At 66.9% G+C, this 23,738-nt stretch carries 21 protein-coding genes; 13 read left to right on the forward strand and 8 right to left on the reverse strand.

Annotated features, from left to right (window positions below):
• The first annotated feature begins 5 nt into the window (after positions 1-5).
• Positions 6-284: a GNAT family N-acetyltransferase gene (locus tag ACILRJ_RS04485; protein WP_395680829.1), complete on the forward strand. Its 279-nt coding sequence runs from the start codon at positions 6-8 to the stop codon at positions 282-284.
• Positions 285-378: 94 nt separating this feature from the next.
• Here the strand turns inward: ACILRJ_RS04485 and ACILRJ_RS04490 are convergent, their stop codons facing one another.
• Positions 379-3,162 carry a protein kinase domain-containing protein gene (locus tag ACILRJ_RS04490; RefSeq protein WP_395680831.1) on the reverse strand — a complete coding sequence of 928 codons (2,784 nt, stop codon included), beginning with the start codon at positions 3,160-3,162 and terminating at the stop codon, positions 379-381.
• Entirely contained in the window at positions 3,159-3,746 is a 588-nt protein-coding gene (locus ACILRJ_RS04495) for an ECF-type sigma factor (protein WP_395680833.1), read from the reverse strand. The genes ACILRJ_RS04490 and ACILRJ_RS04495 overlap by 4 nt, the downstream gene beginning before the upstream one ends.
• Positions 3,747-3,902: 156 nt before the next feature.
• Here ACILRJ_RS04495 and ACILRJ_RS04500 point away from each other — a divergent pair, with 156 nt between their 5' ends.
• Together ACILRJ_RS04500 and ACILRJ_RS04505 are read left to right on the forward strand one after the other, a co-directional pair.
• On the forward strand, positions 3,903-5,318 hold the full coding sequence (locus ACILRJ_RS04500; protein WP_395680835.1) for a hypothetical protein: 1,416 nt from the start codon (positions 3,903-3,905) through the stop codon (positions 5,316-5,318).
• 294 nt (positions 5,319-5,612) lie between these two features.
• Complete coding sequence (locus ACILRJ_RS04505) at positions 5,613-6,326, forward strand: CsgG/HfaB family protein (protein ID WP_395680837.1); 714 nt, start codon at positions 5,613-5,615, stop codon at positions 6,324-6,326.
• Between the two features lie 182 nt (positions 6,327-6,508).
• Here the strand turns inward: ACILRJ_RS04505 and ACILRJ_RS04510 are convergent, their stop codons facing one another.
• The 3 genes from ACILRJ_RS04510 to ACILRJ_RS04520 form a co-directional block, all read right to left on the reverse strand.
• Positions 6,509-8,149: a pseudouridine synthase gene (locus ACILRJ_RS04510; RefSeq protein WP_395680839.1), complete on the reverse strand. Its 1,641-nt coding sequence runs from the start codon at positions 8,147-8,149 to the stop codon at positions 6,509-6,511.
• Positions 8,146-8,877: an SMC-Scp complex subunit ScpB gene (scpB, locus tag ACILRJ_RS04515; RefSeq protein ID WP_395680841.1), complete on the reverse strand. Its 732-nt coding sequence runs from the start codon at positions 8,875-8,877 to the stop codon at positions 8,146-8,148. The genes ACILRJ_RS04510 and scpB overlap by 4 nt, the downstream gene beginning before the upstream one ends.
• Before the next feature lie 276 nt (positions 8,878-9,153).
• Positions 9,154-10,074 carry a segregation and condensation protein A gene (locus ACILRJ_RS04520; protein WP_395680843.1) on the reverse strand — a complete coding sequence of 307 codons (921 nt, stop codon included), beginning with the start codon at positions 10,072-10,074 and terminating at the stop codon, positions 9,154-9,156.
• A gap of 414 nt (positions 10,075-10,488) precedes the next feature.
• On the opposite strand from ACILRJ_RS04520, the gene ACILRJ_RS04525 reads away from it, so the two are divergent.
• The 9 genes from ACILRJ_RS04525 (at position 10,489) to ACILRJ_RS04565 (ending at position 19,081) form a co-directional block, all read left to right on the forward strand.
• On the forward strand, positions 10,489-10,788 hold the full coding sequence (locus ACILRJ_RS04525; RefSeq protein ID WP_395680845.1) for a YciI family protein: 300 nt from the start codon (positions 10,489-10,491) through the stop codon (positions 10,786-10,788).
• A 2-nt stretch (positions 10,789-10,790) separates the two neighbouring features.
• Positions 10,791-11,057 carry a BolA family protein gene (locus tag ACILRJ_RS04530; RefSeq protein ID WP_395682026.1) on the forward strand — a complete coding sequence of 89 codons (267 nt, stop codon included), beginning with the start codon at positions 10,791-10,793 and terminating at the stop codon, positions 11,055-11,057.
• 52 nt (positions 11,058-11,109) lie between these two features.
• Complete coding sequence (gene smc / locus ACILRJ_RS04535) at positions 11,110-14,607, forward strand: chromosome segregation protein SMC (protein WP_395680847.1); 3,498 nt, start codon at positions 11,110-11,112, stop codon at positions 14,605-14,607.
• A gap of 34 nt (positions 14,608-14,641) precedes the next feature.
• Positions 14,642-15,376: a cell division protein ZipA gene (zipA, locus tag ACILRJ_RS04540; RefSeq protein ID WP_395680849.1), complete on the forward strand. Its 735-nt coding sequence runs from the start codon at positions 14,642-14,644 to the stop codon at positions 15,374-15,376.
• 50 nt (positions 15,377-15,426) lie between these two features.
• The gene (locus tag ACILRJ_RS04545) at positions 15,427-15,819 is read left to right on the forward strand and encodes a hypothetical protein (RefSeq protein WP_395680851.1); all 393 of its coding nucleotides are present in this window, start codon (positions 15,427-15,429) and stop codon (positions 15,817-15,819) included.
• 89 nt (positions 15,820-15,908) lie between these two features.
• Positions 15,909-16,304: a hypothetical protein gene (locus ACILRJ_RS04550; RefSeq protein WP_395680853.1), complete on the forward strand. Its 396-nt coding sequence runs from the start codon at positions 15,909-15,911 to the stop codon at positions 16,302-16,304.
• Between the two features lie 123 nt (positions 16,305-16,427).
• Positions 16,428-16,943: a Spy/CpxP family protein refolding chaperone gene (locus tag ACILRJ_RS04555; protein WP_395680855.1), complete on the forward strand. Its 516-nt coding sequence runs from the start codon at positions 16,428-16,430 to the stop codon at positions 16,941-16,943.
• Positions 16,944-17,154: 211 nt separating this feature from the next.
• Positions 17,155-17,844: a response regulator gene (locus ACILRJ_RS04560; protein WP_395680857.1), complete on the forward strand. Its 690-nt coding sequence runs from the start codon at positions 17,155-17,157 to the stop codon at positions 17,842-17,844.
• Between the two features lies 1 nt (position 17,845).
• On the forward strand, positions 17,846-19,081 hold the full coding sequence (locus tag ACILRJ_RS04565) for a sensor histidine kinase (RefSeq protein ID WP_395680859.1): 1,236 nt from the start codon (positions 17,846-17,848) through the stop codon (positions 19,079-19,081).
• Positions 19,082-19,127: 46 nt separating this feature from the next.
• Here ACILRJ_RS04565 and ACILRJ_RS04570 read toward each other — a convergent pair whose 3' ends face one another.
• Both ACILRJ_RS04570 and ACILRJ_RS04575 read right to left on the reverse strand, forming a co-directional pair.
• On the reverse strand, positions 19,128-19,760 hold the full coding sequence (locus ACILRJ_RS04570; protein ID WP_395680861.1) for a TetR/AcrR family transcriptional regulator: 633 nt from the start codon (positions 19,758-19,760) through the stop codon (positions 19,128-19,130).
• Positions 19,761-19,879: 119 nt separating this feature from the next.
• The gene (locus ACILRJ_RS04575) at positions 19,880-20,137 is read right to left on the reverse strand and encodes an acyl-CoA-binding protein (protein WP_395680863.1); all 258 of its coding nucleotides are present in this window, start codon (positions 20,135-20,137) and stop codon (positions 19,880-19,882) included.
• Positions 20,138-20,387: 250 nt separating this feature from the next.
• Here ACILRJ_RS04575 and ACILRJ_RS04580 point away from each other — a divergent pair, with 250 nt between their 5' ends.
• Positions 20,388-22,373, forward strand: a complete 1,986-nt coding sequence (locus ACILRJ_RS04580; RefSeq protein ID WP_395680865.1) for an SDR family oxidoreductase — start codon at positions 20,388-20,390, stop codon at positions 22,371-22,373.
• 448 nt (positions 22,374-22,821) lie between these two features.
• Here the strand turns inward: ACILRJ_RS04580 and ACILRJ_RS04585 are convergent, their stop codons facing one another.
• Positions 22,822-23,301 carry a phasin family protein gene (locus tag ACILRJ_RS04585; protein ID WP_395680867.1) on the reverse strand — a complete coding sequence of 160 codons (480 nt, stop codon included), beginning with the start codon at positions 23,299-23,301 and terminating at the stop codon, positions 22,822-22,824.
• Positions 23,302-23,738 lie beyond the last annotated feature (437 nt).

Consider the following 23,738-nt stretch of genomic DNA (forward strand, 5'->3'; position numbering starts at 1 on the left):
GTGTCATGCTGGATGTAGTACACAACGCGGCCGCGAGCCGGTTCCAGACGAGCGTCGATGGCGTCCTGTGCGTGCTCGAATACAGCCTGCGCGAAGGCGTCATGACGATCACCCACACCGGCGTGCCCGATGCGGTCGGTGGACGCGGGATCGCCGGTGCGCTGGCGACGGCTGCGTTCGATGCGGCGCGCCGCGAACACTGGCGCGTGGTGCCCGCGTGCGCTTATGTCGAGGCATGGATCAAGCGTCACCCCGAGTACGCGGATCTGGTCGATCCGGCCTGAGAGCGTGGGCGACGAGCGCGGAACTTTCGCGGTTCTCGACTTGGCGGAACTGCGTTCCGCTGCGCTCAACACGAGCCGGATATGTGGCCAGGATCTATCTTCCGGCCTCGCCGCCGAGCCGGCGTCCAAGATCCGCGTGCTGGCGCCGCAGCGCCGACGTTTCGACGAAGCGCGTCGGCAACAGCGGCGCCAGGCGGTCGTACAACGCCTTCGCTTCCTCGCGGTTGCCGCGCGTCGCCAGCACGTCGGCGAGCTGGAGTTCGGTTTCGATCGTCGCATTCGCCTGGCTGCCCGCGCTCTTCGACAGGATCTCCGCGGCGCGGCGCAGTTCGGCTTCGGCTTCATCGAGCTGGCCGCGGTCGCGCAGGATCAGGCCGCGGATGCGCGCGATCGCGCCGTGGCGCGCGTGCGCCGGTGGATACAGCACCGCGAATGCGCTGGAGGACTGCTCGAGGTAATCCATCGCTTCGTCGTAACGACGGCTGCGACGCATCCAGTCGGCCAGATGTGCGAGGCGGCGGGCGCGCTCGATGTTGATGTCCATCGATTCGGTGCTGCCTTCGATCGGCACTTCGAGCAACACGCGTGCCGCGTCCAGCTTGCCGTTCAGCATCAGGCTGCGACCGAGGTTCTGCCGATAGGTTGGCAGGCGCGGATCGTCCTCCAGCTCGGAGTGCTTCAGCGCACGGTCGAACACCTCGCGGAACATCGCCAGCGACGTGGCGTAATCACCCGCCTGTTCGAGCAGGCTCGCGAGGTTGTTGAGGCCGATGAAGTATGACGGCGTCTGTTCCTGCCGGTTCGCGCGCATCAGGTCCACGTTCTGCTGCAGTAGTGCGGTCGCCTCGACGATGCGCCCCTGCAACTGGATCGCCTGGGCAAGGTTGTTGCGCGCGGTGATCGCCCATGCACTGCCGGGTTCGAGCGTGCGCAGGCGTGTGTCGAGCATTTCGCGAAGCAGTCGCTCGCCGTCCGCGTAGCGGCCTTGTTGCTCGTACACCTCGGTCAGGAAGCCTTTGGCGGCGATCACCTCGCTCGCATCGTCCGGCAGCTGCTTGCGCATGATCTCGATGCTGCGCCTTGCATCGGATTCGGCAGCGTCGAGCCGGCTGTTGCGCATTTCGGTCTCGGCCAGCGCGTACAGGCATTGTGCATAGGTGACGCTGTGCTCGCCTTCGGCTGCGGCGGCGTACTCCAGTGCGCGACGCTCGGTGGCGATGCCGGCACTGGCGTCGCCGTTGCGTGCCTGCGAGAGGCCGAGCGTGGAAAGGATCTCGGCCGCGAGCTTGCGATCCTGCGGCGCCACCGTGCCGAGCGCGGCGATGCCATCGCGCAGTACCGGTTCCGCCGCGCCAGGACGTTCGGCGAGATTCAGCGCGTATCCCTGGTCGGCGAGATAGGCTGCTCGTTGGCGCGGCGTGCCGTGGTTGCGCTCCAGCTCGGCGGCGGCGGCGAGGCTGTCGGCGGCTTCACCCGGCAGGCCGAGTTCCAGATAGATCTTGCCAAGCGCGCCGAGGAGGCGCGCCCGCTGCAGAGGGGCATCGGCGAGGCGCGAGTCGATCTCCTTGCGTCCGCGGTCGACGAGATCGCGCGGCGCAATCGGGCGCGTGCCGGCTTCGTCGGGAGAGGCCGAACGGAACAGCGCGACGAGGTACTCGACCACGCTGTTCGCGGTCGCCGACTGTTGCTGCGCCAGCGCCTCGGCGCGCAAGGCGCGATCGCGCTCTTCGGCGAGACGCCAGGTGAACCATCCCGCGAGCACGATGGCAGCGATTGCGGCCGCGCTGGCGAGGCGATGGCGCGCAACGAATTTCGCGATGCGATAGTGCAGGCGGTCCGGCGCGGCGTGGATCGGCCGCCCTCGAAGGAAGCGTTGCAGGTCGTCGGCGAGCGCCGAGGCGGATACGTAGCGGCGCTCGGGTTCGGGGTGTGTCGCCTTGGCCGTGATCAGGTCGATCTCGCGCGGCAGGCGGCGCTTGCGCGGGCCTTCCAGGGCGGCGCGGCTCGGTGGTGGCAGGCGCCCGGACTCGTCGCGCGTCGGCACGGCGTCGCTGGTCATCTCGTACAGCAGCAGGCCCAGACCGTGCACGTCGGTCGCGGTGCTGACCGGCTCGCCCTTGCGCTGCTCCGGGCTCGCGTATGCAGGCGTGAACCAGGGCAGGCCGGTCTGCTGTGCGGTGCCGCCGGTCTCGCCAAGCAGCTTGGCGATGCCGAAGTCGAGCAGTACCGGTTCGCCGTCCGCGCGCACCAGCACGTTCGCCGGCTTCAGGTCGCGGTGGATGATCAGGCGCTGGTGTGCGTACTGCACCGCGCCGCAGATCTTCTGCAGCAGCTGCAGGCGTTCGCGCAGCGGCAGGTCGCGCGCGCGGCAGTATTCGTTGAGTGGCACGCCGTCGACGTATTCCATCACCAGATAGGGCTGGCCGTCGACGGTGGTGCCGCCATCGAGCAGGCGCGCGATGTGCGGGTGGCCGAGGTCGGCGAGAATCTGCCGCTCGCGGCGCATGCGCTCGGTCGACTCGCGCGTCGGCAGGCCGCGCAGCAGCTTGATCGCAACGCGCTGGTCGAAATTCTGGTCGACGCGTTCGGCAAGGAACACCGTGCCCATGCCGCCGCTGCCGATCTCGCCGGTCAGACGGTATGGACCAAGCTGGCGACCGCTCGAAGGTGGCGCGGTGCTCGCGCGCACGGCGGCCTCGCGCAGCTGGCGCGTGATTCCTTCGTCGCCATCGCGTTCGACCGCGACCAGTGCGAGCGCTTCCGCGCGAAGGTCGACATCGGGTTCGACCTCGGCCAGCCACGACTCGCGTTCCGCCGGTGCGCGTTCGAGCAGGCCGTCGAACAGGAACTGCAGGCGTTCCCAGCGCGAGCCGCTCATGCGGCGAGCTTCTGCTTGAGCCATGCCCGCGCGAAGCGCAGTTCGCGGTCGATCGTCGGCACCGACACGCCGATCACTTCGGCAATCTCCTCGCGCTTGAGGCCGAGCAGATAGTTCAACTCGACCACTTCGCATTTGCGCGCGTCGACTTCGCGCAGCGCCGTGAGTGCCTCCTCGAGCGCATAGGCGTCGCCGTCGGCGCTCTCGTCAGGCGATTCGTCGGCCGCGGACAGCGTCACGTGGATGCCGCCGCCGCCGCGTCGCTCGCTGCCGCGTGCGCGCATGGCGTCGACCAGGATGCGCCGCATCGCGACGCTGACCACGCCGTAGAAATGGCGCCGGTCCTGCCACGCGACGTCGGCATTCATCAGGCGCAGGAACAGCTCGTGCGCGAGTTCGGTCGGCTGCAGGGTCATGCGCCCGCCGAACTGGCGCAGGTGCTTGCCGGCGATCGCGCGCACCTGCGTGTAGACCAGTTCGGTCAGGCGCTCGGCCGCAGCTGCGTCGCCGTCGTTCCACGCATGCAGCAGGCGCGTTACCGCGGCCTGTTCGTGCCCTTCGTCGACCCGCGGGGACTCGTTCATGCGTCGCGCCTGTGTTGCATCCGAACATCGATGATAGGAAATCCCCCGCGGCTTCGTTCTGGATGGATGAACGCCTCGACGCATCGACCGGTCTGCCGGTCGCGCGCCATCCGGAAACGAACTGGGAGAACGACTTGCATGAAGTGTACTAAGGCCATGGCGCTTGCAACAGCAAGCCTGCTCGCCAGCGCGACGAGCCCGGCATTCGCCGCACATCCGGGCGATGTAGACGGCAGTTTCGGGCAGGGCGGATTCCTCACCAACGACTTCTTCGGCACCGACGAGCAGGTGTTTGCCGTGGCCCCCATGCGCGATGGCCGTGTCGTGGCCGCGGGCAAGGTCACCGCGACCAACATCACCGGCAGCGGCGGCAGCGAAAACATGGCGATCGCACGCTACCTGCCGAACGGCACGCTCGATCCGGGCTTCGGCTCCGGTGGCCTCGTCCACATCGACATCGACAGCGCCTCCGACGAAGTGCGTGCGCTGCGCGTGCTGTCCGACAACAGCATTCTCGCTGCGGGCAGCCTGTCGACTTCGTCGCATGCGGATTTCGGCATCCTCAAGCTGCGCGCCGACGGTTCGCGTGACACGTCCTTCGGCGAGCCCGACATCGGCAACACGCGCAAGGGCTTTGTCCGGCTCGACATCGCCGGCGCGAACTTCCACGACAACGCCTATGCGATGGCGCTGCAACGCGATGGCCGCATCGTTCTCGCCGGGGTCACGCCGGTGTTCCACGACGGCTTCAACTATGGACAGGTGGCGGTCGCGCGCTTCACCGCGGACGGCGTGCTCGACGCCACGTTCGGCGGCGGTGACGGGATCGTCGTGCTCGATCCGTTCGTCGGCGCGGCCGCCGATGTATTGACCACGATCGCACTCGACCAGGCGGGCAATCTCGGCGCCGACGATCGCATCGTCATCGGGGGGCATACCTTCGGCAACAATTGTGCGTTCCTCGCGCGCCTGACGGCGAACGGTGCGGTCGACACCACGTTCGGCACCAATGGCCGGGTGATCATCGCCGCTGCGAACACCGGCGGCGTGCAGACCGGCATGTCGTTCCTCGCATCGGCGCGGTTGGCAGCCGACGGCAAGATCCTCGCGCTGGGCGAGGGCGGCGACCGCGGCATGACCCTGATGCGTTTTTCCGCGAACGGCTCGCTCGACACCACCTTCGGCACCAACGGGCGCTCGTTGATCAAGTTCAGCGGCGTGTCCGACGAGGATATTCCCGCGGCGCTGGCCTTGCAGGGGAACGGCAAGATCGTCGCCGCCGGCCATGCGACCAGTCGCGCGACGGGTGCGGCGCACAAGGACTTCTTCGTCGGCCGGTGGTTGCCGAACGGCGCTGTCGACACTGCGTTTGGCGATCAGGGCTCCAAGGTCGTGCAGGTCGCGGCGGGCGAAGACGAGGCGTTCGCGCTGGCGGTGGAAGTGTCCGGCAACCTCCTCGCCGGCGGCTACTCGACCCGCCCGAATGTCGCTCCGCGCGACTACGCCCTGTTGCGCCTGCTCGGCGATCCCGACCGCATTTTCGCCAACGGGTTCGACGGCCCGGCGTTCTGATCCCCGCGTTGTGGGTGACATCCCGGCCGATCTGCATGTTCCTCCCCGTCACGCAACGTCCGGGATGTCACTTTTCCGGTTCCAATCCCGTTACTGGAGTCACGGTCCGGACGTGATGCAGTTCCCCCCGGCCCCGGCGATCAGGTCCGCGGCGTTGCGAAATTCGCCTGCTAGAATGTCATCAATCGTTTCGGCGACGCGGGCGGGCCGCCAGCGGAAACCGGTCGTTCCGGGTCTTTCCCGGGATGGCTTGCTGGACGGGGGCGTCGGGGTCCAATCCACTGGAGAGAGTCAATGAACAAGTCGTTTTCCGCAGTCCTGCTGGCGATCGCCGGCATCGCCGCCAGCGGCGCCGCATTCGCGCAGGGCAAGCCGGCCATCGGTGTGGCCGAGTTCAAGAACGAGTCCAGCGCAGGCTGGTGGAGTGGTGGCGTGGGCTGGGAGCTGGCCGGCATGCTGTCCAACGAGCTTTCCAGCAGCGGTGACTTCCGCGTGGTCGAGCGCTCCAAGCTCGAGAAGGTGATGGAAGAGCAGAACCTCGCTGCCTCCGGCCGCGTGCGCTCGGGCAGCGGCGCCAAGATGGGCCAGCTCACCGGCGCGGATTACCTCGTGTTCGGCACCGTGACCGCGTACGAGGAAAATACCGCGAGCACCGGCGGCGGTCTCAGCTTCCGCGGCATTTCGCTCGGCGGCAAGAAGTCCGAGGCGTACATCCGCGTCGACGTGCGCGTGGTCAACGCGACCACCGGCGAAGTCGATTTCTCGCGCGCGATCGAAGGTCGAAGCTCCGGCGGCGGCATTTCGGTCGGCGTGTTCCGTGGCGGCTTCGGCGGCAACCTCGCGCATGAGCAGAATACGCCGGCAGGCAAGGCGATCGGCGCGGCGCTGGTCGAGATCAGTGACTACCTGGATTGCAAGATGGTCAAGCGTGGAAGTTGCGAGGCCGAGTTCGACGCGAAGGAACAGAAGCGTCGCGCGGGCGACAAGAAGGCGCTCAAGCTCGATTGATCCGAGATTGCCAAGCGCCACAAGAAAACGGCGGGCCGAGGCCCGCCGTTTTTATGACGGCCATGGATGGCCCGAATGCCGGAAATGCACGAGCGATTTCCGGCTGACGCATGGATGGCCCGAATGCCTGCAGGAGCGAACCCTGTAGCGCGCCACGCATTGCGCAGGATGCAGTAGTCGGATCAGCGCGGGCGCGGACCACGTCCACGGTTGCGGCCACCCGGCGCGCGGTTGCCCGACGGCGTGTCGTGCACGGAATTGCCGGGTGAGCCACCGCGGTTCGGTGGGCGGCGTCCGTCGTTCGGGCGCGGTCCCTTGGCGTGTTGCGGACGCGGTGCGTGATTGCCGTAGGGCGAGCCTTCCTGCACCGAATTGCCGGGCGAGCCGCCGCGACGATTCGGGTTCGCATTCGGTTGGTTGCCGTCGCGACGCGGGCCACGCCCCGAAGGCTGCGGATTCTGCGGGTGCACGCGGTTGCCGCGGTTGTCGTCCTTGTTGCCGTGCGGCTGGAACTGACCGGAGTTATACGGCTGTTCCATACCCGGGCGCGCGCCGCGCCGCTTGCTGCCTGGCTGTCCTGCGGCATCGGGGAACCAGCTTTTCAGCACGGCCGGGCTGAGACCCGGTTCGGCGTAGTGGGCGCGGGAATGCCCCTGCGCTTGACCGTGCCCTTGCCCTTGCCCTTGGCGCGGACCGCGCTGGCCCTGGCCTTGGCGCGGACCCTGGCCGCGCGCTTGACCACCCGGGCCGCCGCGTCCGGCACGCTGCTGGGGCGGACCATTCTTGCGGCCGCCCGGGCCACGCGCGCCACCGGGACCACCCGGGCCGCGCGCCTTGCGTGGCTTCGCCGCCGCGCCGCGCCAGCCGTCGTCGCGGATGCGGTCGAACGCGGCGAACTCGCGCGCTTCGTCGCCCTGCGTACCGGTCCACGCTTGCTGTGCCTTCGGATTCGGGCGGAACTCGGTCGGCACCGCGCGGCGCTGGCCGATCACCGGCGCCAGCGTCAGGCGCGGTTCCGGCGTGCGCACGCCGACGCGTTCGCGCAAGCTGGCGACCTCGGAGGCATCCAGTTCGGTCGACTGTCCGCGCAACAGGCCACGCGGCAGCTCGACGCTGCCGTAGCGGATGCGCTTGAGGCGACTGACCATCAGGCCCTGCGATTCCCACATGCGGCGCACCTCGCGATTGCGCCCTTCGCGGAGCACGACGCGGAACCAGGAATGGCTTGCGCCGCGGCTGATCACCGCGATTTCCTCGAAGTGCGCGGGGCCGTCCTCGAGTTCGATGCCGTTGCGCAGTTTCTCGATTACTTCGTCCGGCACTTCCCCATGCACGCGACAGATGTACTCGCGTTCGATCTCCGAGCGCGGATGCATCAGGGTATTGGCGAGATCGCCATCGGTGGTCAGCAGCAGCAGGCCGGTCGTGTTGATGTCGAGGCGGCCGACCGCGATCCAGCGAGCGCCCTTGATCTGCGGCAACTGCTCGAACACGGTCTCACGGCCCTCGGGATCGTCGCGCGTCGCGACCACGCCGTCGGGCTTGTTGTAGAGCAGCACCTGCGCGTGTTCGGCGTTGTCGGCGATGACGACGAAACGCTTGCCGTCCATCTCGACACGGTCGCCGCTGCGAACGCTCTGGCCGAGGGTCGCGACGGCGCCGTTGAGCTGCACTTCACCCGCCTCGATGCGCGTTTCGAGCATGCGGCGCGAGCCAAGGCCGGCATTCGCGAGCACCTTGTGCAGGCGCTCCTCGACGGCTGGTGCATCCGCCGCGTCGGGCGTGCGTTTGAGCTTGAGGATGGAACGGGACGAGGTGGTCATGCGATGGATTCCGGGGTGTCTTCGTGTGCGCTGCCGCTCGGCGGCTCGTCGCTGGATGTGGATTCGCGGGGGTCGACCGCGGTGTTGTCGGTGTCGCCTTCGCCGTGCCGGGCGTCCGTTTCAGCGGGCTCCTCGTCGACCGGCAGGCGCGCGGCGATCGCGCCGCGGGGGTCGCCGAGGTCAAGCTGCGGATTGAGGTCCTCGATATCGTGGATCTCGCTCAGCGGCGGCAGCTCGTCGAGGGATTTCAAGCTGAAGTAGTCGAGGAACTGCTTGGTCGTGCCGAACAGCGCCGGCTTGCCGGGCAGATCGCGGTAGCCGACCACGCGCACCCAGTCGCGTTCCTCGAGGGTGCGAACGATGTGGGTCGACACCGCCACGCCGCGGATCTGTTCGATTTCCGCGCGCGTGATCGGCTGGCGGTAGGCGATCAGCGAAAGCGTTTCGAGCAGCGCGCGCGAATAACGCGTCTGGCGCTCGGTCCACAGGCGCGAGACGAACGGGTGCACGTCCTGGCGCACCTGGTAGCGGAAGCCGGAGGCGACCTCGACCAGTTCGATGCCACGCTCGGCACTGTCGGCCTGCAGCTCTTCGAGCGCCTTCGCCAGATCGTCGTGCGAGGGCATGCTGAACTCGTCGAACAGCCCGGAAATCTGCGGCAGCGAAAGCGGATGCGCGGACGCGAGCAGGGCGGCCTCGAGGATGCGCTTGAGTTGGGATGTTTCCATCAAGGTTGTTTCAGTGATTTGTCATTGAGAAGTGCGGCCATGGATGGCCGCTTTTGTTTTCGCGATCAAGGAAGATCGCCTGAAGCTGTCCAAAGTGCGGCCATGCACGGCTGCTTTTGTTTTTCCCGATCAAGGAAGATCGCCTGAAGCTGTCCAAAGTGCGGCCATGCACGGCCGCTTTTGTTTTTCGCGATCAAGGAAGATCGCCTGAAGCTGTCCAAAAGTGCGGCCACGCACAGCCGCTTTTGTCGTTGCGATCATGGAAGATCGCTCGAGTCAATTTTGTGGAAGATCGCCTTGGTCGCCGGAATCGCCGTTTTCACCGGTGTCGCGGCCGCGCTGGCCGGATTCCGCGACGGCGAGCGATTTGACATAGATCGGCGCCAGTGATCCCTCCTGCACGATCTCGATCAATTGTTCCTTGGCCAGTTCCAGCATCGCGAGGAAGGTCACGACCACGCCGCGGGTGCCTTCGCTGGCGTCGAACAGTTTCTCGAAGCGATGGAACTCGCCGTCGCCGAGCGTGTTCAGCACGTCGCTCATGCGGCTGCGCACATTGAGTGCATCGCGCTGGATCGCATGGTGGCCGTACAGCTCGGCCCGCTTCATCACGTCCTTGAGCGCCAGCAGCAGTTCGCGCAACTCGACCGGCGGCGGCAGGCGGACCACGTTGCGGTCGTCCACGACCACGTGTGCGATCGCGAAATCGCGCTCCTGGCGCGGCAGCGCCTCGATGTCCTCGGCCGCCTTCTTGAAGCGCTCGTACTCCTGCAGCCGGCGCACCAGCTCCGCGCGCGGATCGCCTTCGATGCCTTCCTCGGTCGGCGGTCGCGGCAGCAGCAGGCGCGACTTGATCTCGGCGAGGATCGCGGCCATGACCAGGTATTCGGCCGCGAGCTCCAGTTTCATCTCGTGCATCATCTCGATGTAGTCGACGTACTGGCGCGTGATCTCCGCGATCGGAATGTCGAGGATGTCGAGGTTCTGCCGGCGGATCAGGTACAGCAGCAGGTCGAGCGGCCCCTCGAATGCGTCGAGGATGACCTCGAGCGCATCCGGCGGGATGTACAGGTCCTGCGGGATTTCGAGCACGGGCTGGCCGCGCACGAGCGCGAGCGGGATCTCCTGCTGCTGCGGCACCTGCGGAAACGTGCTGGCCGGTATGTCTGGGCTGGGCTGTTCGGCGGTCTGGTTCATGTGGATCCGATGATCCCGATCCCACGGCCATCCGGTGCCTCACGGCGCGGCGGGTCGTGCAACGATCACGGCGGTGCGGCGTGGCGCGCTCGGGGTTCCGATGGCGCGGCGGCCTGCAACGAAGGACGCCCGGATCCATACGGAACCCGGAGGTCGGCGATACCCTGTCAAAGGTCGGGAGGTGCCGGCAGGAAAGATCTCCGCGACGGCGCGCGCGGGACCCCGGCCTCTCGATTCGCCCCTAGGGTACGGGGAAATGCGCCTTTGCGCAAATGCTTGCGGCCGGATGCCTGCGGTTGCCCCCGCAGGAGCGCGCCGCGTGCGCGATTGGACGGGTGCGCCGCGGCTGGTGGCAGGGAGAAGCCACCCGGCGCTTCGGCTAACATAGACGTTTGTCCGCAGGATGCACTCCCGATGTGGTACGCGATCGTCGGCACCGACGTCCCCGATTCGTTGCAGCGCCGCCTCGCGGCGCGTCCGGCGCACCTCGAGCGACTCAATCGCCTGCGCGACGAAGGACGGCTGATGCTGGCCGGTCCGTTCCCCGCGATCGACGCCGAGGACCCGGGTTCGGCCGGCTTCACCGGCAGCCTCATCATCGCCGAGTTCGACGACCTCGTCGCTGCGCGCGCATGGGCCGACGCCGATCCCTACATCGGCGCGGGCGTGTACGCCGACGTCAGCGTGCGACCATTCCGCCGGGTGGCGCCTTGAGCATGCGCGTGGAACAGATCCGCGAACGCCTCGTCGCCGCGCTCGCGCCGAGCGAGCTCGCAATCGAGGACGAGAGCCATCGCCACGCGGGTCATGCCGGTGCGCGCGACGGCCGCGGCCACTTCCGCGTACGCATCGTCAGCACCGCGTTCCGCGGCCAGCTGCCGCTGGCGCGCCATCGCGCGGTGTATGCCGCGCTCGGCGAATTGATGCAGACCGACATCCATGCGCTCGCGATCGACGCGCGCGCACCCGAAGAACTCCACTGAACGAAGATCCGCACGCGCTCCGGCGCGACCGCGTCACCGAGGTAATCGCTGCATGCGTCTGACTACGATCAAGCTGGCCGGATTCAAGTCGTTCGTCGACCCGACCACGCTGCACTTCCCGACCAACATGACGGGCGTGGTCGGTCCGAACGGTTGCGGCAAGTCGAACATCATCGACGCGATCCGCTGGGTCATGGGCGAAAGCGCAGCGAGCCGGTTGCGCGGCGACGCGCTTACCGACGTTATCTTCTCGGGTTCCAGCGGTCGCAAGCCGGTCGGCAGCGCGATGGTTGAACTGCTGTTCGACAATTCCGATGGCCTGATCGTCGGCGAGTACGCGAGCTACAACGAGATCTCCGTCAAGCGCGTGGTCAGCCGCGACGGCCAGTCGCAGTACTTCCTCAACGGCGTTCGCTGCCGCCGCCGCGACATCACCGACATCTTCCTCGGCACCGGCCTCGGCCCGCGCAGCTACTCGATCATCGAGCAGGGCATGATCTCGGAGATCGTCGAGGCCGATCCCGAGCAGTTGCGCAATCACCTCGAAGAAGCGGCCGGCATCTCCAAGTACAAGGAGCGCCGCAAGGAGACCGAGAGCCGCATCAAGGCGACGCGCGAAAACCTCGACCGCGTGCGCGACGTGCGCGACGAGGTCGACAAGCAGCTCGAACACCTCAATCGCCAGGCGAAAACCGCCGAGCGCTGGCAGAGGCTCAAGGAAGAACAGAAGAAGAAGGAAGCCGAGGTCAAGGCGCTCGGCCTGCGCGGCGCGCAAGCCGATCTCGACCGCCACTCGGCCGCGTTGCGCAAGGCGGAACTGGCGATCGAGCAGCAGCTTGCCGAACAGCGCCACACCGAGGCCGCGCTCGAGACCGGGCGCGAGAAACACGCCGGCGCGGTCGAGCACATGAACGCCGTGCAGGCCGAGGTGTACAAGGTCGGCGCCGAGATCGCGCGCGTCGAGCAGCAGATCCAGCACAGCAGGGAACTGGCCGAGCAGCTGGAACGCGCGCGCCACGAAACCGAGCGCGCGCACGCCGAACTGGCCGAGCACATCGCCGGCGACCGCCAGCGCTTCGAGGAACTCGGCGCATTGCTCGCCGACGCCGAACCGCAACTGGCGACCCTGCGCGATGCCGACGAAGCCGCCGCCGAAGCGTTGCGCGCGAGCGAGCAGCAGCTGTCGGACTGGCAGGCGCAGTGGGACCAGCACTCGCTGTCGACCTCGCAGGCGGGGCAGGCGGCCGAGATCGAGCGCACCCGCCTCGACTATCTCGACAAGCAACTGCTCGCCACCGACCAGCGTCGCGCCACGCTCGAAGCGGAACGCGCCGCCGCGAACATCGACGAGCTTGGCAAGGCGCTCGGCGCGCTCGATGCCGAGCACGCGACCTTGCGCGAGCAGGTCGAGATGCACACCACGTCGCTGGAAGAACGCCGCCACGCGGCCGAAGCCGCGCTCGAACTCGAACGTACAACGCAGACGATGCTGAGCGGAAAGCGCGGCGAGCTGGAGAAGCTGCGCGGTCGCCTCGGCTCGCTCGAGACGCTGCAGCACGCTGCGCTCGGCGAGGGCGGTGCAGCCAAGACATGGCTCGACAAGCTCGGTCTCGGCGGCGCACGCCGCCTCGGCGAGGCGCTGCAGGTCGATGCCGGCTGGGAGCGCGCGGTCGAATCCGTGCTCGACGGCTGGCTCGAAGCGGTGCTGGTGGACGATCCGTCCGCGCTGATCGATGACCTCGGCTCGCTCGGCGAAGCCGACCTCGTGCTGCTGCGTGCCGCAGACGGTTCCGACGCGCATGCCGGCACGCTTGCCGCGCATGTGCGTGGACCAGCGGCGGCGCGTGCCATGCTCGCACGCGTCCGCGTTGCCGGCGATCTCGCCGCAGCGCGTGCGCAGGCCGCACAGATCGCGCCCGGCGAATCGATCGTAACCGCCGACGGCGAATGGTTCGGGCACGGTTTCCTGCGCGTGCAGCGCGGCGCCGGAGCCCAGGTCGGCGTGCTTGCGCGTGAACGCGAGATCCGCGAGCTCGGCGAGCGCATCGCTGCGCTCGAAGCCGAGATCGATGCGCATGCCGAGGCACTCGACCGCGGCAAGCTCGAACGCATCGACGCGGATCGCGCGCGCGAGGATGCACAGCGTGATCTGTACACCGCGCATCGCCGCCTGGCCGAAGTCGGCGGCCAGCTGCAGAGCCAGCGCGGCCGCATCGACAGCGCGCACGAGCGCCTGAACCGCGTCGCGGCCGAACTCGAGGAAGTCCACGCCAAGCTCGAAACCGATCGCGAGCAGGCGCGCGAGGCGCGCGGCCGTCTGGAAACCGCGATCAGCCACATGAGCGAGCTCGAACAGCATCGCCTCGCGCTCGACGGCGAGCGCCGCAAGCTGCTCGAGGCGCGCGAGGAAGCGCGCATGAACGCGCGCGAGGCACGCGATGCCGCGCACCAGGTCGCGTTGTCGACCGAGTCGCGGCGGACCGCGGTCGCCGCGCTGGAGCAGTCGCTGCAGCGCATGCACGGCCAGCTCGCGCAATTCGAAACGCGCCGCAGCGAGATCGCCTCGCGCCTGCTTTCGAGCAACGATCCGCTGGCCGGCCTCGAGGGCGAACGCCAGACCTACCTGAACCAGCGCCTGCAGGTGGATCGCCAGATGGTCGAGGCGCGTCAGGCACAGCAGGAGCAGGAAGCCGAACTGCGTCGCCTCGAACAGGAACGCCACCGGTTCGAGCAGGGCCTGCAGGAACAGCGCGAGGAAGTCTCGCAGCTGCGCCTGCGCGAGCAGGAGCATCGCCTGCACGCGCAGGCGCTGAGCGCCGCAATTGTCGAGGCCGGCTTCGAATACGAGACGCTGATCGCGACCCTGCCGGGCGAAGCCGATGCAAGCCAATGGCAGAGCGACCTCGGCGAACTCGAACAGAAGATCCGCCGCCTCGAACCGGTCAACCTCGCCGCGATCCAGGAATACGAGGAACAGTCGCAGCGCAAGACCTACCTCGACGCCCAGCTGACCGACCTCGGCACCGCGCTGGAGACGCTCGAAGGCGCGATCAAGAAGATCGACAAGGAAACGCGCTCGCGCTTCAAGGAGACGTTCGACCGCGTCAACACCGGCGTGCAGGAGCTGTTCCCCCGCCTGTTCGGCGGCGGCCACGCGCACCTCGAGCTCACCGGAGACGACCTGCTCTCGACCGGCGTGACGATCATGGCTCGACCGCCCGGCAAGCGCGTCAGCTCGATCTCGCTGCTGTCCGGCGGCGAGAAGGCGATGACCGCGGTGGCGATGGTGTTCTCGATCTTCCGGTTGAATCCGGCGCCGTTCTGCCTGCTCGACGAGGTCGATGCTCCACTCGACGAAGCGAATGTCGGCCGCTTCTCCTCGCTCGTTTCGGAAATGAGCGAACAGGTGCAGTTCATCTTCGTCACCCACAACAAGGCGACGATGGAAGCGGCCAAGCAATTGTGCGGTGTAACCATGCGCGAACCGGGGGTTTCGCGACTGGTGCAGGTCGACCTCGCCGAAGCGGCTAAACTTGCAGGCGCGGCCTGACCGCGGCGCCCCTCAACGACACAAGGCGAGCATCATGGAATGGAACGCGTCCGTCGGCATCCCGCTCATCGTCCTCGGTGCGATCGTGCTCCTGCTGATCTACGTGTTCGGCCGACCGAGGAAGCCCGAGCAGGGCGAGCGTCGTCCGGCGCGGCGCAGCGGCGGTGAGCAGGAACGCGTCGAACCGACTTTCAGCGACCCCGACGCGCTGCCGACGCAGGGCGAGCTCGACGTCTCGCAGGTCGACTCGTTCGACGCCCGCGACATCCCGCCGAGCGTGCGCAGCGCCGCGCGATCGGCCGTCGGCAAGCGTCCCGAACAGTCGATCGAACGCATCGTCACCCTGTTCGTCGCCGCGCGTGCAGGCGACCTGCTCGCCGGCCCCGACGTCGTCGTCGCCGCCGAGAAGGCCGGCCTTGAATTCGGCGACATGGGCATCTTCCACCGCCTGGTGCTCGGCAAGAAGGCTGACGGCCCGGTGTTCTCGATGGCCAACATGGTCAAGCCCGGCAACTTCGACATGGCCCAGCTCGACAGCGTGCGCACGCCCGGCGTGACCCTGTTCATGACCTTGCCCGGCCCGCTGCCGGCGCTCGATGCGTGGGAAATGCTGCTGCCGACCGCACAGCGCCTCGCCGAACTGCTCGACGCACAGGTCCTAGACGAAGGCCGCAATGCGCTCGGTCGCCAGCGCATCGCGCACATCCGCGACGAACTGCGTGCATGGGATCGCCAGCAGGAGCGCAACCAGATCCGTCCGGGGCGGTAAGGGCTGATCATCTCGCAATGCCGCGCCCGCAAGCCCGATGAGATGTATTGATGAACGATGGCGACTGGAGGATGTTCTTTCGTGAAGCACGTCGTGTGCTTGGAAGAGGATCGTCGCTGCCGTGGGACAGCGAATCCTGGTGCGCGTGGACTACGTTTTCGAGTTTGGAGCACTGGCTGACGTACTGGACCTCGGGCTTTCCAGAGGAACATGAGTTGCTGGATACGACAACCATGGATGGCGGGACTTGGCGGCAGGCTTTTCAGTATCGCGAAATTGCACATGTTGTCGTTCCGGCGACGTTCTATTGGGAACGGGTAGTCGACAGCCAATTCACCTGCGGTCGAAAGCATCAGGATATAGAAGCCCTCGCTCGCAATTTGAAGGAACTGGGCATTTCCCATCGCAAGACAGATTTGATTCTCGAGATCAAGCTGTACTGACCATGCAGCGGACAGAGCGGCGGCCTACTTCCATTGGGCCGCAGATGCGATCTTTCTGCGTCAAGCACACCGGGATCATTTTGCTTCGGATGCGATCGCCAACGCCTGGTTTCTTCCGAAAACTGACGCGGGCATTGTTTCGGTTCTCCGATGCGATGGCCTGGTTCTTGTGGGGGTTGGCCGCCTTGAGCGCCGTTGGCGTGTTTCTCATCGATGTGGTGCCGCCTGGCCGATTCACGCTTGGCGAGCGCCTGCATGCCGCCATTCCTTGCCTCATCATTGCGATCGGAGCGTCCCTGCTTGCGCGTCGCCGCCTCGTGGGCTTGCCGCTGGTCATGCTGGTTCCACTGGTTCCGAGTGTCGACTCTCGTTTTTCGCTCATCTATGTCGCCTTGGCGCTGATCGTCTCCGGCTCGCCATTCGTCACGGCCTTCCTTTCGGTCTACCTACGAGCTGTCGCCAGCGCACGCCTGCGCGTGACGTGATGCGAGCAATGGCATTGCTCCACGCGCGCGCTTCATAAATCTTTACCCACGCGACAAACGCCCCCAACCACCGACGAGCAGACTCCTCATCGGGCATTCGCCCTTTCCCAAGGAGTCCTGCTGATGAATACCTCCAACAAGTCCACGCATCGCGTGCGCCCCCTGTTCAAGCGCCTCGCGGCGCTGGCGCTGGTCGTCGGTGTTGCCGTCACCGCCGGTGTCACCGCGATCGCGCACACCGCGGGAGGCGGTGGCTGGCATCACGGCGGCCGCGCCATGACGGCGGCCGACATGGATGCGCACGTCGATGAAATGCTGCAACACATCTACAGCGAGATCGACGTCACCGATGCGCAGAAGGCGCAGATCGATCCGCTCGTGAAGCAGGCGGTCGCCGAATGCGCGCCGTTGCACGAAAGGTTCCGTGCCGCGCACGTCGACATGCTCGCGCTGTTCGGCGCCGATCGCATCGACCGCGATGCGATCGAGCGCGTGCGCAGCGAGAACATGCGCCTCGCCGACGAGGTGACCCAGCGCGTCGCGCGGCTGGTCGGTGACGTCGCCGACGTCCTGACGCCGGAGCAGCGCAAGGCGCTGGTCGCGCGCATCACGCAGATGCACGCCGAAGCGCACGAGTGATCGACCTGCCTCGCCAGCGCAAGCGCAAGCGCAGTTCGCTGGCAGGCTGTCGGGAAACAGCCTGCCAACGCGATCCATGGATGGATCGCTCGCGAGTCAACGCTGGGATCCGCTGATTCGGCGGACGCGAGTCCGGACATGCGCCGGACTCGCTGATTCGGGAAAGCGCGGGATCGCGCTTTCTCGACATACTGCTAGAGTGCCTGCCGACATGGCCGAACGCATCCTGATCGCCGAAGACGACCCCCGCCTGGCCGAGATGCTGCACGAATATCTCGGCCAGGCGGGCTTTCGCGTCAGCCTCGCGGCGCGCGGTGCCGACGCGCTGGAACAGCTCGCCGCGGTCGAGTTCGACGCGCTCGTGCTCGACCTCGGCTTGCCGGACATGGACGGGCTCGACCTCTGCCGCCGCCTGCGTGCGACCTCCGATACGCCGGTCCTGATGCTCACCGCGCGTGGCGAGGCCACCGATCGCATCGTCGGCCTCGAGCTCGGTGCCGACGACTACCTGCCCAAGCCGTTCGAGCCGCGCGAGCTGCTGGCGCGGCTGCGCACGATCCTGCGGCGCCGCCGCGGCCAACTGCCGCTCGAACGGCCGCTGCAGTTCGGCCGCCTGGAGATCGACCGCGCGGCGCATGCCCTGCGCCTCGACGGCAAGCCGTGCACGCTGACCGGGTACCAGTTCTCCCTGCTGGTTGCGCTGGCCGAGAATGCGGGGCGCGTGCTGACGCGCGAGACGCTGATGGATCTCGCCAAGGGCGAGCAGCTCGACGCGTTCGACCGCTCGATCGACGTGCACGTCTCGCGCATCCGCGCCGCGATCGAGGACGATCCCAAGGCGCCGCGGCGCATCATCACCGTACGCGGCGCCGGCTACGTGTTCGCGCGCGCACAGGACTGACATGTCACGCCTCTACCTGCACTTCTATTTCGCCTTGCTCGGCAGCCTGTTCGTGTTCGCGATCGTCGCCGGCTGCGTGTGGCACCTGTGGATCGTCCCTTTGCATGACAACCACGCGGCGGAGCGCCTGCTGCAGAACGCGCTCGCACCGGCCACGGCGACGGCGGAACAGCAGCAGGCGTCGCTGCGCAAGCTCGTGGCCGGGATCGATGCCGACGTGGTGTTGCAGGCGCGCGACGGCACACGGTTCGCCGCAATCGGGCCGCCGTTGCCCGCCGACGACGCGCACGCCGCGCATCACGCGCACGGCGATATGGTCTGGGCGCTGCGCTTGCCGGACGGCCGCCGCCTGCTCGCGAGCGTGCCGATCATCCACGGCCGCCCGGAATACGTGCTGTTGGTGATGCTGCTCGTCATCGCGCTTGCTGTCGGCGTCGCCGCGTTTCCGATCGTGCGCCATCTCGCCAGGCGCCTGGAGCGGCTGCAGGCCGGTGTCGAGTCGCTCGGGGCGGGGCAGCTGTCGACGCGCGTCGCGGTCGAGGGCAACGATGAAATCGCACGCCTGGCGCAGAGCTTCAACCGCGCCGCAGGCCGCATCGACGAACTCGTCGGCGCGCACAAGTCGCTGCTGGCGAACGCATCGCACGAACTGCGCACTCCGCTCACGCGCATCCGCATGGCCGTCGAGCTGATGAAGGAGTCCGCGGACCCGGCGCGTCGGACCGGCCTCAATCGTGACATCGCCGAACTCGACACGCTGATCGACGAGATCCTGCTCGCCAGCCGCCTCGACGCGGTGGCGGCGACCGAAGTGGTCGAGGACATCGACCTGCTCGCGCTCGCCGCAGAGGAGTGTGCACGCTATCCCGAGTCGGAACTTGACGGCACGCCGATGCAACTCCGCGGCGACCCGCGCCTTTTGCGCCGCCTGCTGCGCAACCTGCTCGAGAACGCGCGGCGGCACGGCGTTCCGCCGACCCGCGTGCATCTCTCGCGTGGCGATGACGGCGGCGCACGCATCGTCGTCAGCGACGAAGGACGCGACCTGCCTGCGGACCAGTGCGAGCGCCTGTTTGCACCGTTCTACCGCCGCAATGGCGAGAGCGACCAGGTCGGCACCGGGCTAGGACTTGCCCTCGTGCGCCAGATCGCGCGCCGCCATGGGGGTGACGCGATGTGCGAGCCGGCTGGAGACGGGCACGTGCGGTTTATCGTCACCCTCGCAGGCGCTCGTTGACCCGGGAAGCCTGCGCGCACCCGGATGCGGGCGTCAGCGAGGCGCGTCACCGTACATAGGTCGCTGCCAGCGTGTTGAGGTGGTAGCGCTCTGCATCGCGCAGGAACGGTGCAATCAACATCATCACGCGGTGGATGCCGCGGTTGAGGTCGGCTTCGCCAGCCTCGGCCTTGCCGCCCCGCACGGCGTCGAAACTCATCCAGAATGTGGCTACCAGCAGGATGTTTTCGGCGAGCGCGTGGATCTCGTCGGCAGTGGCGCGCATCACGCCGGCGCGCACCAGTCCGCGCAGCAGGTCGGTTGCACTGGTCGAGGCGCGATTCATGATGCGCGCGAAGCGCAGCTTCAGCTTGCGGTTGCGCGCGAGGATGTCGACCAGGTCGCGATAGAGGAAGCGATAGCCCCACAGCGATTCGAACACGAGGTGCAGCTGCAGCCAGATGTCCTCCAGGTTGGGGGCGCGGCCATCCGGCAGCAGCAGGGCCTCGCCGACGCCCGCTTCGTAGCGCGCGAACAGGTGCTCGACGATGTCGTCCTTGCTGCGGAAGTGGTAGTACAGGTTGCCGGGACTGATGCCGAGTTCGTCCGCGATGTGGTTGGTCGTGACGTTCGGCTCACCCTGCGCGTTGAACATCGCGAGGCTGGTTTCGAGGATGCGCTCGCGGGTCTGGCGTGCCATGGGTCGATCGCGTCGGGAGGCGCGCGGCAGTGCGCGAGGCAGGAGCGCACCTTGTGCGCGACAAAACATTGGTGGGTCGCCCACGGGGTGGGCTCATACGGTAACGCGGCGCAGGCGATTCAGCCGCCGAGCTTCTTCACGAGGTCGACGTATTTTTGTTGCGCGTCTTCGGCCTTGGTGCCCTTGAGCTTGGCCCATGCTTCGTATTTCGCGGTCCCGACGAAATCGAAGAAGCCCGGCTTCGGTCCCGAGACGTCGCCGTCCGAACCCTGCTTGTACAACGCATACAGTTTCAGCAACGTGTCGTTGTCGGGTCGCTCGGACAGTTTCTTGATGTCTTCGGCGGCTTTTTCGAAGCGGGCTTTGAGGTCGGCCATGGCTGTACCGGTGACTTCGCGTCGGGTGGATGCCGAGCTTACAACAGCGCACCCGCGCGCGGTCAATCGGACCATTGCAAGATGGTCCCTGCACGAGCCCGCCCTGCAAGCGACCCGCGCTCGGCGCGGTCCCCGGCATCGATCGCGCATGGGTGCACTGCCAGGCACTCCCGAGGTTTCGAGCGTAGCCATCAGCGCTCGTGCAGGGCTATGCTTGGCCGACAATACGACGGCGGGGGAGTTGGCGGCGATGACCTATTTCGTGACCGGTGCGACGGGCTTCATCGGACGCCATCTGCTCGAACGCCTGCTCGAACGCAAAGGCACGATCCATTGCCTCGTGCGCAAGGAATCGCTGGCGAAGTTCAAGACGTTGCGCGAGGAACTGGGTGCGGACGAGGACCGCCTTGTTGCGGTGGTTGGCGATCTCGCCAAGCCGAGGCTCGGCGTCGCGCCGGCCGCGCAGAAGGAACTCGCCGGCAAGGTGAAGCATTTCTTCCACCTCGCCGCGCTGTACGACCTCGCCGCCGACGAGGCGAGCCAGATCACCGCGAACGTCGAGGGCACGCGCAACGCGCTCGACTTCGCCGAGGCGATCAAGGCCGGCTGCTTCCACCATGTGAGTTCGATCGCCGCCGCGGGGCTGTATCCGGGCGTGTTCCGCGAGGACATGTTCGACGAGGCAGAGGAACTGGATCATCCATATTTCCGCACCAAGCACGATTCCGAAGGCCTCGTGCGCAAGGGCAGCAAGCGCCCGTATCGCATCTACCGGCCGGGCATCGTGATCGGCGATTCGCGCACCGGTGTCATCGACAAGATCGACGGGCCGTATTACTTCTTCCGCCTCATCAAGAAGATGCGCCAGGCGCTGCCGCCGTGGATGCCGACGATCGGACTCGAGGGCGGGCGCCTCAACCTGGTGCCGGTCGACTGGGTCGCCGCGGCGATGGACCACATCGCGCACAAGCCGGGGCTCGATGGCCACACTTTCCACCTGACCGACCCGGCGCCGCGCCGCATCGGCGAAGTGCTGAACCTGTTCGCACGCGCGGGCCACGCGCCGCAGATGACGATGCGCCTCGACGCACGCATGTTCGGCTTCATTCCCGGCAGCATCCGCGCCGCGCTCGGCAGCCTGCCACCGGTCAAGCGCGTGGTTAACGTGCTGCTGCGCGACCTCGGCATCCCGGCGTCGGTGATGAAGTTCGTCAACTACCCGACGCGCTTCGACTGCCGCGAGACCGAGCGCGCGCTGAAGGGCAGCAAGATCCGCTTGCCCAAGCTCGACGACTACGCCTGGCGCCTGTGGGACTACTGGGAACGCCACCTGGATCCGGACCTGTTCGTCGATCATTCGCTCGGCGGAAAGGTCAAGAACAAGGTGGTCGTCATCACCGGTGGTTCGTCCGGCATCGGCAAGGCGGCGGCCCTGAAGATCGCCGCAGCGGGCGCGAAGCTCGTCATCTGCGCACGCGGCGCGGAAGAGCTGGCCGAGACCAAAAAGGAGATCGAGGCGGCGGGCGGCGTGTGTCACACCTACCAGGTGGACCTCGCCGACCTGGCCTCGTGTGACAAGTTCGTCGCCGACGTGCTGGCCGACCACAAGCAGGTCGACGTGCTCATCAACAACGCGGGCCGCTCGATTCGCCGCGCGATCAGCGCGAGCTTCGACCGCTTCCACGATTTCGAGCGCACGATGCAGCTGAACTACTTCGGTGCGCTGCGCCTGATCATGGGCGTGCTGCCCGGCATGGCCGAGCGCTATCGCGGACACATCATCAACATCTCGTCGATCGGCGTGCTGACCAATTCGCCGCGCTTCTCGGCCTACGTCGCCTCGAAGGCGGCGCTGGATGCGTTCTCGCGCTGCGCGCAGGCGGAGTATTCCGACAACGGCGTGAGCTTCACCACCATCAACATGCCGCTGGTGAAGACACCGATGATCGCGCCGACCAAGATGTACGAGTCGGTGCCCACGCTGTCGCCGGACGAAGCCGCCGACATCATCATCGAGGCGATCGTCCAACGCCCGGTACGCATCGCGACCCGCCTCGGCACGTTCGCACAAGTGTTTTACGCGCTCGCCCCGCGCGTATACGAGATCGTCATGAACACCGCGTTCCGCCTGTTCCCCGATTCGCAGGCTGCGAAAGGCATGAAAGGGCGTTCAGAAGCCGAACCGACCGCCGAGCAGGTCGCATTCGCATCCCTCATGCGAGGAGTGCATTGGTAGAAATTCCTGCGTTTGCACGCTGCCCTCCGGCAGCGTGCGCAGGAATTTCTGGCGAGCCATGGATGGCGAGCGGGACCGCACCACGGATGGTTTGTTCCGAAGCGCTCGGGAACGCATGCGCTGCCCTCCGGCAGCGCTTGCAGGAATTTCTGGCGAGCCATGGATGGCGAGCGGGACCGCACCAGGGATGATTTGTGCAGAGGCGGCTGGGCGCACTCATGCGAAGCCGTCGGGCATCGCCCCCGGTGTTGGAGGAGCGGCTTCAGCCTCGATGCTCCTCTCGCCCTGTGCGAGCGGCGGAAGCCGCGATGCTCCTGTTCCCGCATCGGCGTTCCCGCCATCACCACCCAACCCTTCCCCTGCGGACAGGCGCAGGACGCTGCCTTGAAGGGGCAGGGCTTGAACGCGCGCTCGCCCATTGCAGGCGAGGCGCATCCGGTTGTCCGGCTTATTTCTTCGATGCGCGCTTCGCCGCCGGGCGCTTGGCCGTGGCCGGCTTGCCGCCGAGGTTCTTCACTTCGCGCGAGAGGGCGTCGACCCGCGACGACAGGGCCTTGAGATCGGCGTGGCCCGGGATGCCGAGACGGCCGAGCGCCTTCGAGACGCGATCCTCGAACACCTTCTCGAGCTTGTCCCAGGTTTCCTGGCTGCGCTCGCGCACCTGACCGAGCGTGCTCTCGACATTGCCGCGTGCTTCGTTGACGCGCGCTTCGGTGAACTTGCGCGTCTTCGCATCCAGCGCGGTGCCTTCCTTGACCAGCGCCTCGAACAGCTTGCTGCCTTCTTCCTGAGCCTTGGCGAACGCGCCGAGGCCGGCGAGCCAGATCTGCTGGGCGGAATCCATCACGGTCTTGCTGATGCCGCGGGCATCCCTGGTCGCTTCCGCTGCTGCTGCCTTGGTGCGCGCCTTGAGCTTGGGCTTGGCCATCGTCGTGTCCTCCACTGGATGCGGCATTCGCCGCGAGTGACCGCGATCATTTCGGCTTCGCCTAGAGCAGACACACTAGCGGGCACATCGTTCCGCCAATGCGCGCTTGCGATCAGTCTTGGACATATCGGGATTGGCTCCTGCATTCCGACCCACAGGGATGTGGGAAGTGTTCGCGGATGCCGGGAGCATCCGCGGATCCGGCATACCGTCCATCCATGGCATGCCTGGAATTGCTCCTGCATTCCGACCCACAGGGATGTGGGGAGTGTTCGCGGATGCCGGGAGCATCCGCGGACCCATCATACCGTCCATCCATGGACATGCCGGGAATTGCTCCTGCATTCCCGTCATACCGTCCATCCATGGACATGCCGGGAATTGCTCCTGCATTCCCGTCATACCGTCCATCCATGGACATAAAAAAGGCCCGCCGA

The organism is Dokdonella sp. (assembly GCF_044227025.1).
GTDB lineage: Bacteria > Pseudomonadota > Gammaproteobacteria > Xanthomonadales > Rhodanobacteraceae > Dokdonella_A.

What these genes read in the sequence shown, in the direction of transcription:
- ACILRJ_RS04485 (WP_395680829.1), top strand. Translation starts at nt 6, where the DNA reads ATGCTGGATGTAGTACACAACGCGGCCGCGAGCCGGTTCCAGACGAGC.
- ACILRJ_RS04490 (WP_395680831.1), bottom strand. Translation starts at nt 3,162, where the DNA reads ATGAGCGGCTCGCGCTGGGAACGCCTGCAGTTCCTGTTCGACGGCCTG.
- ACILRJ_RS04495 (WP_395680833.1), bottom strand. Translation starts at nt 3,746, where the DNA reads ATGAACGAGTCCCCGCGGGTCGACGAAGGGCACGAACAGGCCGCGGTA.
- ACILRJ_RS04500 (WP_395680835.1), top strand. Translation starts at nt 3,903, where the DNA reads ATGGCGCTTGCAACAGCAAGCCTGCTCGCCAGCGCGACGAGCCCGGCA.
- ACILRJ_RS04505 (WP_395680837.1), top strand. Translation starts at nt 5,613, where the DNA reads ATGAACAAGTCGTTTTCCGCAGTCCTGCTGGCGATCGCCGGCATCGCC.
- ACILRJ_RS04510 (WP_395680839.1), bottom strand. Translation starts at nt 8,149, where the DNA reads ATGACCACCTCGTCCCGTTCCATCCTCAAGCTCAAACGCACGCCCGAC.
- scpB (WP_395680841.1), bottom strand. Translation starts at nt 8,877, where the DNA reads ATGGAAACATCCCAACTCAAGCGCATCCTCGAGGCCGCCCTGCTCGCG.
- ACILRJ_RS04520 (WP_395680843.1), bottom strand. Translation starts at nt 10,074, where the DNA reads ATGAACCAGACCGCCGAACAGCCCAGCCCAGACATACCGGCCAGCACG.
- ACILRJ_RS04525 (WP_395680845.1), top strand. Translation starts at nt 10,489, where the DNA reads ATGTGGTACGCGATCGTCGGCACCGACGTCCCCGATTCGTTGCAGCGC.
- ACILRJ_RS04530 (WP_395682026.1), top strand. Translation starts at nt 10,791, where the DNA reads ATGCGCGTGGAACAGATCCGCGAACGCCTCGTCGCCGCGCTCGCGCCG.
- smc (WP_395680847.1), top strand. Translation starts at nt 11,110, where the DNA reads ATGCGTCTGACTACGATCAAGCTGGCCGGATTCAAGTCGTTCGTCGAC.
- zipA (WP_395680849.1), top strand. Translation starts at nt 14,642, where the DNA reads ATGGAATGGAACGCGTCCGTCGGCATCCCGCTCATCGTCCTCGGTGCG.
- ACILRJ_RS04545 (WP_395680851.1), top strand. Translation starts at nt 15,427, where the DNA reads ATGAACGATGGCGACTGGAGGATGTTCTTTCGTGAAGCACGTCGTGTG.
- ACILRJ_RS04550 (WP_395680853.1), top strand. Translation starts at nt 15,909, where the DNA reads ATGCGATCGCCAACGCCTGGTTTCTTCCGAAAACTGACGCGGGCATTG.
- ACILRJ_RS04555 (WP_395680855.1), top strand. Translation starts at nt 16,428, where the DNA reads ATGAATACCTCCAACAAGTCCACGCATCGCGTGCGCCCCCTGTTCAAG.
- ACILRJ_RS04560 (WP_395680857.1), top strand. Translation starts at nt 17,155, where the DNA reads ATGGCCGAACGCATCCTGATCGCCGAAGACGACCCCCGCCTGGCCGAG.
- ACILRJ_RS04565 (WP_395680859.1), top strand. Translation starts at nt 17,846, where the DNA reads ATGTCACGCCTCTACCTGCACTTCTATTTCGCCTTGCTCGGCAGCCTG.
- ACILRJ_RS04570 (WP_395680861.1), bottom strand. Translation starts at nt 19,760, where the DNA reads ATGGCACGCCAGACCCGCGAGCGCATCCTCGAAACCAGCCTCGCGATG.
- ACILRJ_RS04575 (WP_395680863.1), bottom strand. Translation starts at nt 20,137, where the DNA reads ATGGCCGACCTCAAAGCCCGCTTCGAAAAAGCCGCCGAAGACATCAAG.
- ACILRJ_RS04580 (WP_395680865.1), top strand. Translation starts at nt 20,388, where the DNA reads ATGACCTATTTCGTGACCGGTGCGACGGGCTTCATCGGACGCCATCTG.
- ACILRJ_RS04585 (WP_395680867.1), bottom strand. Translation starts at nt 23,301, where the DNA reads ATGGCCAAGCCCAAGCTCAAGGCGCGCACCAAGGCAGCAGCAGCGGAA.